The sequence below is a fragment of the Methylobacterium sp. WL6 genome, assembly GCF_008040095.1.
In the GTDB taxonomy this organism is placed as follows: Bacteria; Pseudomonadota; Alphaproteobacteria; order Rhizobiales; family Beijerinckiaceae; genus Methylobacterium.
The window spans coordinates 1-14,377 of sequence record NZ_VRVH01000099.1; the positions used below are offsets into that span (position 1 = coordinate 1).

Here is a 14,377-nt window from a genome sequence, read left to right on the forward strand (position 1 = left end):
GAGCCGGACCGCGCCGCGGATGGAGCTGGCGCTCGCCGCGCACGCGCCCTCGACGCCGACCGGCCTGGCGATCTCCCACGGGGGCCGCGTCTTCGTGATGATGCCGCGCTTCACCGGCAAGGAGACGGTCACCATCGGCGAGGTGCTGCCCGACGGCTCGGTGAAGCCCTATCCCGACCAGGCCACCAACACCCCCGACGCGGGCCGGCCGCAGGCGACGTTCTTCCACGTTCCGAACGGCGTCTTCGCCACCGACGACAGCCTGTGGCTGCTCGATTCCGGCCTGCCCGAGGGCAAGGGCGCGCCGGTGCCGGGCGGGGCGAAGCTCGTCCAGATGGACCTGGCGACGAACCGCATCGTCCGCATGATCCCGCTCGAGGCCGGCATCGTGCCGACCTCGTCGCTGAACGACCTGCGCGTCGAGATCAGGCCTGGGCGCCAGCGCGCCTACATCACCGACCAGGGCCAGGGGGAGGACGGGGCGATCCTCGCCGTCGACCTCGCCACCGGCCAGGTGGCGCGGCGGCTGGCCGAGCATGCCAGCACCAAGTCGCAGAAGGGGGTGGTGAAGTTCGTCGAGGAGCGCCCGGTGATGCAGACCAAGGGCGACGGCCCGCCGCAGCACCCGAAGGGCGGCGCCAACGGCATCGCGCTCAGCCCCGACGGCAGCCGCCTGTACTACGCGCCGCTGATGGCGCGCCGGCTGTATTCGGTCGAGACGGCGGGCCTGCTCGACCCGAAGGTTTCGGATGCCGAGGTGGCCGCGACCGTGAAGGACCTCGGCGAGAAGGGGATGACCGGCGGCCTCACCACCGATTCCAAGGACCGGGTCTATCTCAGCCTGCAGGAGCAGAACGCCGTCGGGCGGCGCGACCCCGACGGGACGATCACCGTGATCGCCTCCGATCCGCGGCTGATCTGGGCGGACACGTTCTGGATCACCGCCGACCGCTGGCTCTACATCTCGGCCGCCCAGGTGAACCGCCGGCCCGAGTACAACCACGGCCGCGACCTGCAGGAGCCGCCCTACGCGATCCTGCGGGTGCGGATCGATGCCGACCCGGTCGACGGCCTCGCTCAGTAGCGGCGGCCGGCGCGGGCGGCGTCCACGCTCAAGGGGCCGGCGCCCGCGAAGACGAGGTAGAGGAACACGAAGCAGAACAGGATCGCGGCATCGCCCCCGTTCACCGCCGGAAACGGCGATTTCGGCGCGTGGACGAGGAAGTAGCCCACCGCCATCTGGCCCGACAGCAGGAACGCGACCGGCCGGGTGAACAGCCCGAGGACGATCAGCGTGCCGCCGACCAGCTCGAGCAGGCCCGCGGCACCGGCGAGCGAGAGCAGCTCGGGCGCCGGCATCGTCCGCGGCGGAAGCCCGAGCAACTTCTGCGTGCCGTGCTGCAGGAACACGAGGCCGGTCACCGCGCGCAGCAGCGACAGGGCGTAGGGCGCGTAGCCGTTCAGGCGCGGGACGAGCGAGTTCATGGGCGGACGGGTCTCCGACGCTTCGGGGAGGCACCATCGCGAGGACTTCGCCCCGCCTGTCAAGCTTTCGCATTTGCGGAACGGAACGCCGCCCGCGCGCCCGCGCCGGTTCAGGAAATACCAACCGGCGCGTGCAACGCTTCCGGCCTGGGGCGACGCTCGGGGCAACGATGCCGCTGGTTCCGGTCTCGACGCCGGCGGCGCTAGCGGTGACGACGATCGCGAAGCACGTCGCCTTCGGCGTCCCGCTACGAACCGCCCCGATGGCACGGGCCAAGGAGCGTGCGGCGGGCGGACCGGAGCCGTTCTCCGCCCGAGCGGGCACGCTCGGCATCGCGTGGGCGGTGGCGCTGCGGCTGTGGCGGCCGGCGCTGGTCGACGTCGCGATCCTTATCGGATGTCGACCGCATTCGAGGCGGTCATCGCCCGCCGCACCGGCTCGCCCGCCTGCGCGGTCCGGTTCCGGCGGCTGCGCGGCTTCGGCCCGAAGCACGGGCCGACCGGTCCCGGTCTCCTGGGCGCCGTCCTCAGCCTCCGATCCGGCGCTCCGCCGGATCGTCCCCCGTGCTCGAAGGACCGACGCCATGACCTCGGGTCTTCCGTCGGGGCCCCCAGGGAGCGGACGGACAGGCCCTGACACGGTGCCGGAGTCGCGGCCCGCGGTGGTTCCCAAGCGTCGCCGGACCGGTCACAACGGACCGATCGCGCCGCCGGCCTCCACGGGCCGGGGCGCTCCGGCGAGTCCCGAGGTTCCATCCGTGCCCCTGCCCCGCGTCGTCGCGTTCTCGGCGAGCATCAACCGGCCCTCGCGCACCCGCACGCTCGTCGAGGCGATCGGCGCGCAGCTCGGCCGCCATCGCCGCATCGACCTGAGCGTGATCGACCTGATCGATGCCGGGCCGGGCCTCGGCGCGCTCACGCGCGACGGCCTCCCGCCGGCGGCCGAGGCGCTGGTCGCGGCGATCGAGGGGGCCGACGCGCTGATCGTCGGGACGCCGGTCTACAAGGGCGCCTATTCCGGCCTGTTCAAGCACGTGTTCGATTTCGTCGACGCCGAGGCCCTCGTCGGCATGCCGGTGGCGCTCGCCGCCACGGGGGGCGGCCTGCGCCATGCGCTGGTGGTCGAGCACTCGCTCCGGCCGCTGTTCGGGTTCTTCTCCGCGCACATCGCGCCGACCTCGGTCTATGCCGGCGGCGACGAGATCGCGGACGGCGTCGTCGCCGACGCGACCGTGGCCGCGCGCATCGAGGCGGCAGGACGCGAGCTCGACGCGCTGCTGAAGGTGTCGCGCGGGGCCGACCGGGAGAAGGCGCCGGCGGCGTGAGCCTCAGGCCGTGACGCTCAAGCCTTGTCGAGCGCCGCGGCGATCGCGCTGATCACCCGCGGGTCGGTCGGCTCGACCTGGGTCGCGAAGGCGGCGGCCAGCGTTCCGTCGCGGGCCACGAGGTACTTGTGGAAGTTCCAGCGCGGCGTCTCGCCGGGCTTCTCCAGCGCCGCCCATTGGTAGAACGGGTGGGCGCCCGGCATCTTCACCCGCGTCTTGGCGGTGAGCGGGAAGGTGACGCCGTGGTTCTTGCGGGCGGCCTCGGCGATGGCGGCGCCGTCGAGGGGCTCTTGGTTGCCGAAATCGGGCGAGGGCACGCCGATCACCGTCAGCCCGCGTTCCTGGAAGCGCGTCCACAGCGTCTGCAGCCCGGTAAGCTGCCCGGCATAGCCGCAGGCGGTGGCGGTGTCGACCACCAGGATCGGCCGCCCGGCATAGGCCGAGAGCGGCATCGCCCCGCCCTCCGGCCCGTCGAAGGCGAAGGCGGTGGCGCGCGTCCCGGCATCGAGGGCGTGGGCGCTGCCGGCGGCGGCACCCATGGCCGCACCGAGGAGGGTGAGGGCTTCGCGGCGGAGCAGGGTCATGGGCGGGTACGGCCTCCGGAGCGGTCGCGGGCTCGGCCCACGACCAGATGGCGCACGCGGCCGCGAGGTCCAGGGCGGGCCCCGCGCGTTTTCCGGAGCCGGCGCACCATGCGGGCACGGTGGAACCTTCTGATGCGGCGGGCCTTTTGCGGGGGAGCTTCACTGTAGACCCCGGGCCGGATCGGGCTCGGGGCGACGATGGAAAGACGAGACGCGATGCGCAGCCTGATTGCCGGAACGGTCCTCCTCACCCTGGGCACGACCGCCCTGGGACCGAGCCTCGCGCTCGCGCAGACGTCGTCCCCGACCACGGCCGCGCCGGGCACCCAGGCCGTGCCGCCCGAGAAGCCGGCGACGGCCTCGCCGGATGCGCCCAAGCCCGACGTCGTCAAGCCCGATCCGGTGAAGCCCGATCCGGCGAAGCCCGACGCGTCGGCGGCGCCGATGAAGCCGGTCGAGGCGGTGCCGGGGCAGCCCGCGACCTTCACCGACAACCTGCGGCCGACCTTCGTCGCGCAGTCGCCCGACGACATGGTCAGCTCGAAGCTCGTCGGCCAGACCATCATCAACGGCGCCAACGAGACCATCGGCGAGATCGCCGACGTGGTGATCGGCTTCGACGGCAAGGTGAAGGCCTGGGTCGTCGGCGTCGGCGGCTTCCTCGGGATCGGCACCAAGTACGTCGCGGTCGACCCGAGCGCGATGCATCTGCAGCGCGTCGACGGCAAGGCGCTGCGGGCGATGATCAACACCGACAAGGACCAGCTCCGCGCGGCGCCGGAATACATCTACCTCGGCAAGGAGAAGCCGAAGGACGATGCCGGCAAGGCGGACGCTGCCAAGTAAAGGCCCGTCGCGAGCAGCGGACGAGCCCGGCGGCGGCCAGCCTCAGGGCGCGACCCGGCGGAGCACGAAGGCGACGCCGGTCTCCGGGTCGCGCCGCCAGGTTCCGTCGCCGGCGGGCACGAGGTTCACCACGTGCCCGCGCTTGGCCACCAGGGTCATGCGGCCTTCGCTCGTGCGCCACGTCGCCGGATCGAACACCTCGATCCCGCTGTCGCGGCAGCCCGGGAGGAGGCGCACCGGCGCACCCGGCCCGTCGCCGAGATCGAGCCGGCAGACGTCGCGGTTGAGCAGGCGGTCGAGCGCGTAGATCCCCGCCGGCGCCCCGGGCCCCGGGGCCGACCGCGGAGCTTGCGCCGGCACCGGATCGGGCGCGGCCTCGGGCGGCGCCGCGGCGATTGCCGTCGGGTCGAGGGGGCTCGACGCACGCATCGCCGCGATCTCGAGGGGCACCAGGCTGTAGCTCTCGCCTGCCTCGGCGGTGGCGACGTAGCTGCGCTGGTCGGGCCGCTTGGCGAAGGCCAGCACCGGGCGGACGTTGCGATCGACGAGGCGGACGACGCCGTCGGCGAAGAGCCAGCCGGCGACCGCGCTCACCACCGGCACCGACCGCCGGCACCCGGCCGGGAAGTACACCTTCTGCCCGGCCTCGCCGGATTCGGAGGCCAGCGTCATCACGCAGCGCCGGTTGGTGCCGTCGCGCGAGAGGTCCCAGGTGCCGGGCACGCCGCCGCGCCCCTCGGGCAGGGTGATCGCGAAGGGTGCGGGCGCGGCCGGAGGCTCGGATGCAGGCACGGCCGGAGGAGCGGACGAGGCGGGAGCATCCTGCCCGGCGGCCGCGCCGACCAGCGCGAGCCAGGCCCCGGCGGCCAGCCGCAGGCAGACGGTGTTCCGGGCCGGATTCATGCCCGGGCGCCCGCTGCCGGCCAGGGCGTCTCCGCCACCGGCGTGAGCGGCCCGCGGCCCTCGAACCACGAGATCAGGTTGTCGACGACGAGTTGCCCCATGGCGGCGCGGGTCTCGTGCGTGCCCGATCCGACATGCGGCAGCAGCACCACCCGGTCGAGGGCGACGAGCCGCTCCGGCACGTGCGGCTCGGCGGCGAAGACGTCAAGGCCGGCCGCGTGGATCGTGCCGGCCTCCAGCGCCGCGACCAGCGCCGCCTCGTCCACCACGCTGCCGCGGGCGACGTTGATCAGGATGCCCTCCGGCCCGAGGGCGGCGAGCACCGCGGCATCGACCAGGCCGTCCGTGCCGGCGCCGCCCGGCGCCACCACCATCAGCACGTGGACGGCCTGCGCCAGCCCGACCAGAGTCGGATGATAGGCGTAGGGCACGTCGCCTTGCGGGCGCCGCCCGTGATAGGCGACCGCGACGCCGAAGCCTTCGAGCCGCCTCGCGATCGCCCGCCCGATCCGCCCGAGCCCGAGGATGCCGACCCGGCGCCCGCGCAGCGACGCGGTGAGCGGGAACGGCTTCTCCGGCCAGCGCCCGGCGCGCAGATACCGGTCCGCCTGCGGGATCTGCCGCACCGTGGCGAGCAGCAGGCCGATCGCCAGGTCCGCGACCTCGTCGGTGAGCACGTCCGGCGTGTTGGTGACGACGACGCCGCGCCGCCCGGCCTCGGCCGCATCGATGGTGTCGTAGCCGACCCCGAAATTGGCGACGATCTCCAGGTTGGGCAGACGGTCCATCAGCGGCCCGTCGACCACGGCCTGGGCGTTGACGGCGAGGCCGCGGATGCGCGGGCCGACCTCGGCGAGGAACGCGTCGCGGTCGGTCGCGGCGTCGAGCCGGTGCAGGTCGAAGGCGGGCGTCAACGCCTCGCCGACGCTCGCAAGCATCGGCTTCAGCATCAGGAGTTCGGGTCGAAGGCTCAAAGGTCGGCTCCTGGCGCCGTCGGGGCGTGGTTCCGGCGCGATGATGGGCGCCCCATGCGGTGGCGACAAGGCCGTACGGGCCGCGCGGCTCCGGGTCCAGGCTATCCCATCTCGTCGATGATCTGGTCGTCGCGCGCATCGACCAGGCGGCGCAGCGCCGTGAGGGCGCGGCGCAGGTCGTCGCGCGGCGGCGCGGCGAGCGCGAGCCTCACGGCGTTCGGGGCATGCCCCGGGACGATGGCGAAGGCCGAGGCCGGCGTGATGGCGATGCCCTGCCGCAGGGCCGCCGCCGCGTAGGCCTCGGCGCGCCAGGTCTCGGGCAGGTCGAGCCAGAGATGATAGGCACAGGGGTCGCCGCCGATCGACAGGTCGCCCAGGCAGTCGCGGGCCAGGTTCTGCCGCGCGACCGCATCCGCGCGCTTGACCACGGCGAGCCGCACGGCGGAGCCGTCGCCCATCCAGTGCGTTCCGGCGGCGAGCGGAAACCCGGTCGCGGCCCATCCGCCCTGGCGGACGGAGGCCGAGAGGCGGTCGGTCCAATCGGGCGGCGACGCAATCAGGCCGACCGTCAGCCCCGGCATGACGCGCTTCGACAGGCTGTCGATCACGATCGTCCGGCCCGGCGCCCGGGCCGCCAGCGGCACCGCATCCGACAGGAAGCTGTAGACCGCGTCCTCGATCGCGACGAGGCCTGTCTGGGCCAGCACCGCCGCGATCTCGGACCGGCGATGCGGCCCCATGGTGAGGCCGAGGGGGTTCTGCAGGGTCGGCTGGAGGTAGAGGCCGCTCAAGGGGGCGGCGCGATGCGCCTGCAGGATCGCGTCGGGCCGGATGCCCTCCGCGTCGAGGGCGAGCGGGACGAGGGCGATCCCGAGGCGGGCGGCGATGCCCTTCACCACCGGATAGGTCAGTGGCTCGCAGCCGATGCGGTCCCCGGGCCGCGCCAGCGCCGCCAGGACCGCGGCCAAGCCCTGCCGCCCGTTCCCGGTGAACAGGACGCCGTCGGGATCGGGGGCGAAATCGCCGCGTGCGAGGAAGCGGGCGGCGACGGCCCGCGCCCGGGGCGTGCCCGCCGGTCCGTACTGGTTCAGGGCCGCGCCCGTGGCGCCGGCCCGCGAGAGGGCGGCCAGCCCCTCGGTCAGCACGACGTCCTGTTCCGGCAGGTTGGAATGGGTGCGCTGGAGGTCGACCGCGCCCGGGGCCGGCTCCGGCTGCATCCGGACCGGGGCGCTCAGGTCCGAGCGGACGTAGGTGCCGCGCCCGACCTCGCCGAGGGTGAGGCCGCGCCGGGCCAGCTCGGCGTAGACGCGGCTCGCCGTCGAGACCGCGATGCCGCGCTCGTAGGCGAAGGCGCGCTGCGGCGGCAGGCGATGGCCCGGCTTGATCTGCCCGCTGGCGATCTCCGCCGCGACCGCGTCGGCGACGCTCCGATAATCGGTCATCCGCCAAATTGATCCGAGGCCAATAAACACATTGAACCGAGGTTCGTATCGGTTCAATCCTGCCCGGGCAATCCCGGCCGGATCGCTTTCCCCTCCCCGCTTCGGACCGCTGATCATGCCCGCCGTCACGTCCCTACCCCAGTCGCAACCTGCCTCCGACCGCTGGCGGATCTTCGGTCTCGATCCGTCCGTGGTGCGGACCTGGATCCGGCGCCACCGGGCGCGCCGCGAGCTCGCCGGCCTGCGGGACGACCAGTTGCGCGACGCCGGCCTCGACCGCCGTGCCGTTCGCGCGGAGGCCGACAAGCCGTTCTGGCGGCCGTGACCGGAGGCGGCCGGCCGCCACCCCTGCAGCCGATGCCGGTCAGCCATTTGCGGCGGCCGGCCGGCGAGCACTTCCGAAATCGCGTTTCGAACCTTACTAAAGACCTCCGCGCCGGCTAGAGGCCGGCCACAGACACGCCGCGAAGCGACCAGAGCCATGACGAGCCCGCGCACCCTCTACGACAAGATCTGGGACGACCACGTCGTCGACGTCGAGGCCGACGGCTCGACGCTGCTCTACATCGACCGGCACCTCGTCCACGAGGTCACGAGCCCGCAGGCCTTCGAGGGCCTGCGCGTGGCCGGCCGCACGGTGCGCGCCCCGGAGAAGACGCTGGCGGTGGTCGACCACAACGTCCAGACCTCGGACCGCTCCAAGGGCATCGAGGACCCGGAGAGCCGGATCCAGCTCGAGGCGCTGGCGCAGAACGTCCAGGATTTCGGCATCGAGTTCTACGACGCGCTCGATCGCCGCCAGGGCATCGTCCACATCATCGGCCCCGAGCAGGGCTTCACCCTGCCCGGCCAGACCATCGTCTGCGGCGACAGCCACACCTCGACGCACGGCGCGTTCGGGGCGCTGGCCCACGGCATCGGCACCTCGGAGGTCGAGCACGTGCTCGCCACGCAGACGCTGCTGCAGAAGAAAGCCAAGAACATGCGCGTCACCGTCGACGGCGCGCTGCCGGCCGGCGTGAGCGCCAAGGACATCGTGCTCGCGATCATCGGCGAGATCGGCACCGCCGGCGGCACCGGCCACGTCATCGAATATGCGGGCGAGGCGATCCGCGCGCTGTCGATGGAAGGCCGGATGACGATCTGCAACATGTCGATCGAGGGCGGCGCGCGCGCCGGCCTCGTCGCGCCCGACGCCACGACCTACGCCTATTGCGAGGGCCGGCCGATGGCGCCGAAGGGCGAGGCCTTCGCACGGGCCCGCGCCTATTGGGAGAGCCTCGTCAGCGACGAGGGCGCGCATTTCGATCGCGAGGTCCGGCTCGACGCCGCGAGCCTGCCGCCGATCGTGAGCTGGGGCACGAGCCCCGAGGACGTGATCTCGGTGCTGGGCTCGGTGCCCGATCCGGCGACGATCCTCGACGAGAACAAGCGCGCCTCGAAGGAGAAGGCGCTGTCCTACATGGGGCTGACGCCGGGCACCAAGATCACCGACATCACCCTCGACCGGGTGTTCATCGGCTCCTGCACCAACGGCCGGATCGAGGACCTGCGCATCGTCGCCAAGATGGTCGCGGGCCAGAAGGTCCACGCCGGCGTCTCGGCGATGGTGGTGCCGGGCTCCGGGCTGGTGAAGGCACAGGCCGAGGCCGAGGGGATCGACGCGGTGCTGAAGGCCGCCGGCTTCGACTGGCGCGAGCCGGGCTGCTCGATGTGCCTCGGCATGAACGCCGACCGCCTCAGCCCGAACGAGCGCTGCGCCTCGACCTCGAACCGCAACTTCGAGGGCCGCCAGGGCCATCGCGGCCGCACCCACCTCGTCTCCCCGGCCATGGCTGCGGCGGCGGCGGTGGCGGGCCGCTTCGTCGACATCCGGGCCTGGCCGAAGGGTTAGGCACTTCGGCAGGTTCGCGCGCGACCTTCCCTCCCCCTCTGCGGGGGAGGGAAGAAGCCCGTCCTCAGAACTCCATGTCGAGCTCTTCGATCTCCTCCGGCTCCTCGGCGGCGGCCTCCGCCCACTCGACCATCAGCGGCCAGTGCAGGATCGCGTCGCGGTAGGCGGTGGCGCGCGGCGGCAGGGTCACGTCGTAGGTGCGGAAGCGGGTGCAGACCGGGGCGTACATCGCGTCGGCCAGCGTCGGGCGCTCGCCGAACAGGAACGGGCCCTCGTAGCGGGCGAGGCAATCGTCGAAGATCGTAACGATGCGCTCGATGTCGCCCCTGGCGCCGTTGAACACACGGAAGCGCGGGTGAAAGGCCTTCAGGTTCATCGGCAGGGCCGAGCGCAGGTTGATGAACCCGCCATGCATCTCACCGCTGATCGAGCGGCAATGCGCCCGCGCGGCGGCGTCCTTCGGCAGGAAGCCGGCTTCGGGGAAGGTCTCGTTGAGGTATTGCGCGATCGCCAGCGTGTCCCACACCACGATGCCTTCGTGGTGCAGGCGGGGCACGAGGAACGAGGGCGACAGGTGGAGGAGCTCGGCGCGGGAGGTCTCGTCGCCGCCGGGCAGCACCTCGGTCTCGAAGTCGAGACCGGCCATCTTGCAGATCAGCCAGCCGCGGAGCGACCACGACGAGTAGTTCCGGCTCGAGATGGTGAGAGTCGCCGTGGCCATGCGCGTTCCCCTTCGCGGGTTCTTCTCGCGAAAGGCGGATCCAAGACTCGTGCCGTTTCGAACGCGCCGTCTCGAATCCGCCGGCGCGCATCATGCGCCGAACGTCCGGGAAACGCCACGGCGCGCGGATCACTCCCGGCGGAGCAGCGCCGCGACGTCGGCCTCCTCGGCGGCGGACAGGCCGCGCTCCGGCGCCGGCGCCTTCCGGCGCGACAGGCGCCAGATGCCGAAGCCGCCGAGCAGCACCGCGAGCAGCGGCGTCAGCCACAGCAGGACGGTGTGCAGGGCCAGGACCGGGCGCAGCAGCACGAACTCGCCGTAGCGGTTCACCACGTAATCCTCGACGCCCTGGTTGGTGTCGCCGGCCTTGAGCCGCTCGCGCACGATCAGCCGCAGATCCTTGGCCAGCGGCGCATCCGAATCGTCGATCGACTGGTTCTGGCAAACCAGGCAACGCAGGCCCGACGAGATGTCCCGCGCGCGATGCTCGAGGGCGGGGTCCTTCAGCACCTCGTCCGGCTGCACGGCTTGGGCCGCGGTCGCCCCCCCGAGCACGAGGCCGGCGAGCAGGACGGGGCGGAGGGCGCGCGCGGGGCTCATTCGGCCGGGACCGCGTGCGGGGGAACCGGCTTGAGCTTGGCGCGGGCGGGCGCCCCGACGCGCATGCGCCGGTCGGTCAGCGACAGGCCGCCACCGAGGGCCATCACCACAGCGCCGAGCCAGATCAGCAGCACCAGCGGCTTGTAGTACAGCCTCAGGCCGATGCTGCCGTCGGGCGCGATCTCGCCGAGGCTGGCATAGACCTGGCTCACGCCGCGGGTGAGCAGGCCCGATTCCGTCACCGTCATCTTGCGGCTCGGGTAGAAGCGCTTGCCGGTGTCGACCCGGCCGATCTCGTCGCCGGCCTTGTTGCGGATGGTGAGGAAGGCCGCGACCTCCTCGTAGTTCGGGCCGGGGCGCGGCGCGACGCGATCGAGCGTCGCGACGTAGGGGCCGGTGGCCAGCGTCTGGCCGGGCTTCAGGGTGGCGAGGCCCTCGGTGGCCCAGCCCTGCGCCGCGATGCCGAGCACCACCACGCCGACGCCGGCATGGGCGATGGCCGTGCCCCAGGCCGAGCGCGGCAGGCCGAGCGCCCGGCGCCAGACCACGCCGACCGCGCGGGTGCGGCTGCTGCCGTATCCGCGGGCCCGCGAGACGATCTCCAGGACGGAGCCGACGATGAGGTAGGCGCCCAGTCCCACGCCGACGGGCGCCATCGCCGGGCCGCCCCAGGTCCAGGCCAGGGTGCCGAGGCCGATCGCCAGGGCGAGGCCCAGCGCGGCGAACAGGCGCTGCGAGGCGGCGAGCGCGTCGCCGCGCTTCCAGGCCAGCGTCTGCCCGAACGGCACGATCAGCAGCAGCGGGATCGCCAGCGGCACGAAGGTGTAGTTGAAGAACGGCGGCCCGACCGAGATCTTCTCCGCCGTCAGCATCTCGAGCAGCAGCGGGTAGAGCGTGCCGACCAGCACGGTGGCGCAGGCGGCCACCAGGAACAGGTTGTTCATCACCAGCGCGCCCTCGCGCGAGATCGGCGCGAACAGGCCGCCCTGCCGCAGCATCGGGGCGCGCCACGCGAACAGCGTCAGCGAGCCGCCGATGAACAGGATCAGGATCGCGAGGATGAAGATGCCGCGGGTCGGGTCGGTGGCGAAGGAATGCACCGAGGTGAGCACGCCCGAGCGCACGATGAAGGTGCCGAGCAGCGAGAGCGAGAAGGTGAGGATCGCGAGCAGGACCGTCCAGACCTTCAGCGCGTCGCGCTTCTCCATCACCACGGTCGAGTGCAGGAGCGCCGTGCCGGCGATCCACGGCATCAGCGAGGCGTTCTCGACCGGGTCCCAGAACCACCAGCCGCCCCAGCCGAGCTCGTAATAGGCCCAGTAGCTGCCCATCGCGATGCCGAGCGTCAGGAAGCTCCAGGCGGTCAGCGTCCACGGGCGCACGGCGCGGGCCCAGACGGCGTCGATGCGCCCGTCGATCAGCGCGGCGATGGCGAAGGCGAAGGTGATCGAGAAGCCGACATAGCCGACGTAGAGCAGCGGCGGATGCACCGCGAGGCCGAAATCCTGCAGCAGCGGGTTGAGGTCGTTGCCCTCCACCGGCGCCGGCACCGCCCGCGTGAACGGGTTCGAGGTGGTGATCACGAACAGCACGAAGACGAAGGTGATGAAACCCTGCACCGCCAGGGTGTTGGCCCGCAGCACCGGCGGCACCGAGTCCCGCGCCACCGACACCATCGCGCCGAACAGGGTGAGGATCAGGATCCAGAGGAGCATCGAGCCCTCGTGGTTCCCCCAGACGCCGGAGAGCTTGTAGATGAACGGCTTCGTCGTGTGCGAGTTCTCGACCACGTTCTGGACCGAGAAGTCGGACGTGGCGTGGGCGTAGGTCAGCGCGGCGAACGCGAACAGCACGCAGGCGAAGGCGCCGAGCGCGGCCGGCGTCGCCACCTGCCGCAGGGCGGCGTCGCCCGAGCGGGCGGCCCAGATCGGCATCACCGACTGGACCAGGGAGAGCGCCAGCGCGAGCGCCAACGCGAAATGTCCGACCTCGACGATCAAGCGGCGGTTCCTCGAGTCAATGACATCGGTTTTCGGCGTTCGGACATCGGTTTCAGCGCTCGGTGCGCGGTCCGAGGTTCGGGGGCGCGGCGTCGGCGGCCTTCGGCGGGTCCATTCTCACGGAGCCCTTGCCGTCCTTGCCGCCCTCCTGCCAGCGCCCCTGCGCCTTGAGCGCGTCGGCGACCTCGCGCGGCATGTAGGATTCGTCGTGCTTGGCCAGCACGGTGTCGGCGCGGAAGATGCCGCCCGGCTCGAGCGTCCCCTCGGCGACCACGCCCTGCCCCTCGCGGAACAGGTCGGGCAGAAGGCCGGTATACTGGACCTGGACGGTGGCGTTGGTGTCGGTCACGGCGAAGTCCACCGTCTGGTTCGGCCCGCGCTGGAGCGAGCCGTCCTTGACCAGGCCGCCGAGGCGGAAGCGCGTGCCCGGCCCGACGCCCTGTGCCGCCACCTCGCTGGGGGAGCGGAAGAACACGATCGAGCCGCTCATCGCCGACAGGATGAGCCCGACGGCGAGCGCCAGGACGGCGCCGCAGGCGGCGATTAGGATCAGGCGGCGGCTCTTGCGCGTCACGAGTGGGTCCGTCCCCGGCGGGTTGGTCCGGCCCCGGTGCCGACCTCACGGAGGTCGGCCCGGTGCGGGACCGTCCTCATTCTTGTCCCTCGGATGTCGGACGCGGCGCGTCCCGGGTCAAGTCGCCCGTGCCGGGACAGATCGTCAGGGGCGGACCGGAAGGCCGAGCTCCTTGGCCAGGGTGTCGAGCTTCTCGGCCGCGCCCGGGTCGGCGGCGAGCGCCATCCGCGCGCGGCTCAGGACCTTGCCGGCCTGCTCGGGATCGCCGAGGGCGCTGTAGGAGCGCACCAGGCGCTGCCACTCGTCGGCGCTGCCGCCCTTGGCCGCGAGCCGCTCGTCGAGGCCGGCGACCATGCCCTGGATCGCGGCGCGCTGCTCGGGCGGCAGCCCGGCGGCGGATTTCGACGGCGTCCCGGACATTTGCGGTGCGGGCTCGCCCTTGAGCCGCGCCAGGTTCTCGCGCACCAGCCCGAGCCAGGGCGCGTCGGCCGGGCTCGTGTCGTTCAGGGCGGTGAGCTGGCGGATCGCTTCGGCCGTGTCGCCGTTCTGCTCGGCGGCACGGGCGAGGTAGAAGCGGGGCTTGGGCGCCTTCGGGTCGAGGGCGAGGGCGCGGGTGAGGGCGGCCTTGGCCTCCTCGGGCACGATGCCGTTGCCGGCCGCCACCATCGCCTCGCCCCAGTCGGACAGGGATTCGGCGGTCTCGCCCTTGATCCGGACGATCGCCGCGTAGGCCCGCGCGGCATCCTCGAACCGCCCGAGCCGCATGTAGACCGGCGCCAGCACGGCCCAGCCCCGCGCGTCGTTCGGGTCGGCGGCCAGCCGCGCCTCGATCTGGCCGACGGCCTTCATCAGGTCCTGCGCGCCCGACTGCACCGCCTGGCGGTCGGCCGGCGTCTGGGCCGGCAGGTCGGGCGAGCCGTAGAGGCCGTAGGCGAGCAGGGCGACCAGGGGGATCGTCGAGAGCGCGAAGGCCGAGGCCGCGCGGCGCTGGCGCAGGCGCGGCTCGGCCACGCTCGCCTCTCCGGGGCC

Annotated in this window: 15 protein-coding genes; 5 read left to right on the forward strand and 10 right to left on the reverse strand. The window is 72.7% G+C overall.

Annotated elements, in window-relative coordinates; translation table 11 throughout:
* Positions 1-1,084: major royal jelly family protein (locus FV230_RS14595; protein ID WP_246694859.1), on the forward strand; the 1,084-nt coding region annotated here is incomplete at its 5' end.
* Here the strand turns inward: FV230_RS14595 and FV230_RS14600 are convergent.
* The gene (locus tag FV230_RS14600; protein ID WP_147842910.1) at positions 1,078-1,485 is read right to left on the reverse strand and encodes a DoxX family protein; all 408 of its coding nucleotides are present in this window, start codon (positions 1,483-1,485) and stop codon (positions 1,078-1,080) included. The genes FV230_RS14595 and FV230_RS14600 overlap by 7 nt on opposite strands.
* A gap of 764 nt (positions 1,486-2,249) precedes the next feature.
* Here FV230_RS14600 and FV230_RS14605 point away from each other — a divergent pair.
* Entirely contained in the window at positions 2,250-2,810 is a 561-nt protein-coding gene (locus FV230_RS14605; protein WP_147842919.1) for an NAD(P)H-dependent oxidoreductase, read from the forward strand.
* A 17-nt stretch (positions 2,811-2,827) separates the two neighbouring features.
* On the opposite strand, the gene FV230_RS14610 is transcribed toward FV230_RS14605, so the two are convergent.
* Positions 2,828-3,394, reverse strand: a complete 567-nt coding sequence (locus FV230_RS14610; protein ID WP_147842911.1) for a glutathione peroxidase — start codon at positions 3,392-3,394, stop codon at positions 2,828-2,830.
* Between the two features lie 216 nt (positions 3,395-3,610).
* Here FV230_RS14610 and FV230_RS31365 point away from each other — a divergent pair, with 216 nt between their 5' ends.
* Positions 3,611-4,240, forward strand: a complete 630-nt coding sequence (locus FV230_RS31365) for a PRC-barrel domain-containing protein (protein WP_348642137.1) — start codon at positions 3,611-3,613, stop codon at positions 4,238-4,240.
* A 42-nt stretch (positions 4,241-4,282) separates the two neighbouring features.
* Here FV230_RS31365 and FV230_RS14620 read toward each other — a convergent pair whose 3' ends face one another.
* From FV230_RS14620 to FV230_RS14630, 3 genes are all read right to left on the reverse strand, one after another.
* Complete coding sequence (locus FV230_RS14620) at positions 4,283-5,143, reverse strand: AprI/Inh family metalloprotease inhibitor (RefSeq protein ID WP_147842912.1); 861 nt, start codon at positions 5,141-5,143, stop codon at positions 4,283-4,285.
* A complete protein-coding gene (locus FV230_RS14625) occupies positions 5,140-6,093 on the reverse strand; it encodes a 2-hydroxyacid dehydrogenase (RefSeq protein ID WP_147842920.1) in 954 nt (317 codons plus the stop codon). Before FV230_RS14625 ends, FV230_RS14620 begins: the two co-directional genes overlap by 4 nt.
* Before the next feature lie 125 nt (positions 6,094-6,218).
* Positions 6,219-7,559, reverse strand: a complete 1,341-nt coding sequence (locus tag FV230_RS14630) for a PLP-dependent aminotransferase family protein (RefSeq protein WP_147842913.1) — start codon at positions 7,557-7,559, stop codon at positions 6,219-6,221.
* Between the two features lie 115 nt (positions 7,560-7,674).
* On the opposite strand from FV230_RS14630, the gene FV230_RS14635 reads away from it, so the two are divergent.
* Positions 7,675-7,884, forward strand: a complete 210-nt coding sequence (locus FV230_RS14635) for a DUF1127 domain-containing protein (RefSeq protein ID WP_147842914.1) — start codon at positions 7,675-7,677, stop codon at positions 7,882-7,884.
* Between the two features lie 156 nt (positions 7,885-8,040).
* Positions 8,041-9,453 carry a 3-isopropylmalate dehydratase large subunit gene (gene leuC / locus FV230_RS14640; protein ID WP_147728450.1) on the forward strand — a complete coding sequence of 471 codons (1,413 nt, stop codon included), beginning with the start codon at positions 8,041-8,043 and terminating at the stop codon, positions 9,451-9,453.
* 64 nt (positions 9,454-9,517) lie between these two features.
* On the opposite strand, the gene FV230_RS14645 is transcribed toward leuC, so the two are convergent.
* The 5 genes from FV230_RS14645 to FV230_RS14665 all read right to left on the reverse strand — a co-directional run.
* On the reverse strand, positions 9,518-10,174 hold the full coding sequence (locus FV230_RS14645; RefSeq protein ID WP_147728451.1) for a glutathione S-transferase family protein: 657 nt from the start codon (positions 10,172-10,174) through the stop codon (positions 9,518-9,520).
* A 129-nt stretch (positions 10,175-10,303) separates the two neighbouring features.
* Positions 10,304-10,774, reverse strand: coding sequence for a cytochrome c-type biogenesis protein (locus FV230_RS14650; protein WP_147842915.1), 471 nt, complete (start codon positions 10,772-10,774; stop codon positions 10,304-10,306).
* Complete coding sequence (locus FV230_RS14655; RefSeq protein ID WP_147842916.1) at positions 10,771-12,774, reverse strand: heme lyase CcmF/NrfE family subunit; 2,004 nt, start codon at positions 12,772-12,774, stop codon at positions 10,771-10,773. Before FV230_RS14655 ends, FV230_RS14650 begins: the two co-directional genes overlap by 4 nt.
* Before the next feature lie 52 nt (positions 12,775-12,826).
* The gene (gene ccmE, locus FV230_RS14660) at positions 12,827-13,348 is read right to left on the reverse strand and encodes a cytochrome c maturation protein CcmE (RefSeq protein WP_147729140.1); all 522 of its coding nucleotides are present in this window, start codon (positions 13,346-13,348) and stop codon (positions 12,827-12,829) included.
* A gap of 144 nt (positions 13,349-13,492) precedes the next feature.
* Positions 13,493-14,377 (reverse strand): tetratricopeptide repeat protein (locus FV230_RS14665; RefSeq protein WP_147842917.1); only part of this gene is annotated, 885 nt, incomplete at its 5' end.

Excerpts from the sequence above, each read along its gene's own strand:
- FV230_RS14600 (WP_147842910.1), bottom strand. The coding sequence starts at position 1,485 with ATGAACTCGCTCGTCCCGCGCCTGAACGGCTACGCGCCCTACGCCCTG.
- FV230_RS14610 (WP_147842911.1), bottom strand. The coding sequence starts at position 3,394 with ATGACCCTGCTCCGCCGCGAAGCCCTCACCCTCCTCGGTGCGGCCATG.
- FV230_RS31365 (WP_348642137.1), top strand. The coding sequence starts at position 3,611 with ATGCGCAGCCTGATTGCCGGAACGGTCCTCCTCACCCTGGGCACGACC.
- FV230_RS14620 (WP_147842912.1), bottom strand. The coding sequence starts at position 5,143 with ATGAATCCGGCCCGGAACACCGTCTGCCTGCGGCTGGCCGCCGGGGCC.
- FV230_RS14625 (WP_147842920.1), bottom strand. The coding sequence starts at position 6,093 with ATGCTGAAGCCGATGCTTGCGAGCGTCGGCGAGGCGTTGACGCCCGCC.
- FV230_RS14630 (WP_147842913.1), bottom strand. The coding sequence starts at position 7,559 with ATGACCGATTATCGGAGCGTCGCCGACGCGGTCGCGGCGGAGATCGCC.
- FV230_RS14635 (WP_147842914.1), top strand. The coding sequence starts at position 7,675 with ATGCCCGCCGTCACGTCCCTACCCCAGTCGCAACCTGCCTCCGACCGC.
- leuC (WP_147728450.1), top strand. The coding sequence starts at position 8,041 with ATGACGAGCCCGCGCACCCTCTACGACAAGATCTGGGACGACCACGTC.
- FV230_RS14645 (WP_147728451.1), bottom strand. The coding sequence starts at position 10,174 with ATGGCCACGGCGACTCTCACCATCTCGAGCCGGAACTACTCGTCGTGG.
- FV230_RS14650 (WP_147842915.1), bottom strand. The coding sequence starts at position 10,774 with ATGAGCCCCGCGCGCGCCCTCCGCCCCGTCCTGCTCGCCGGCCTCGTG.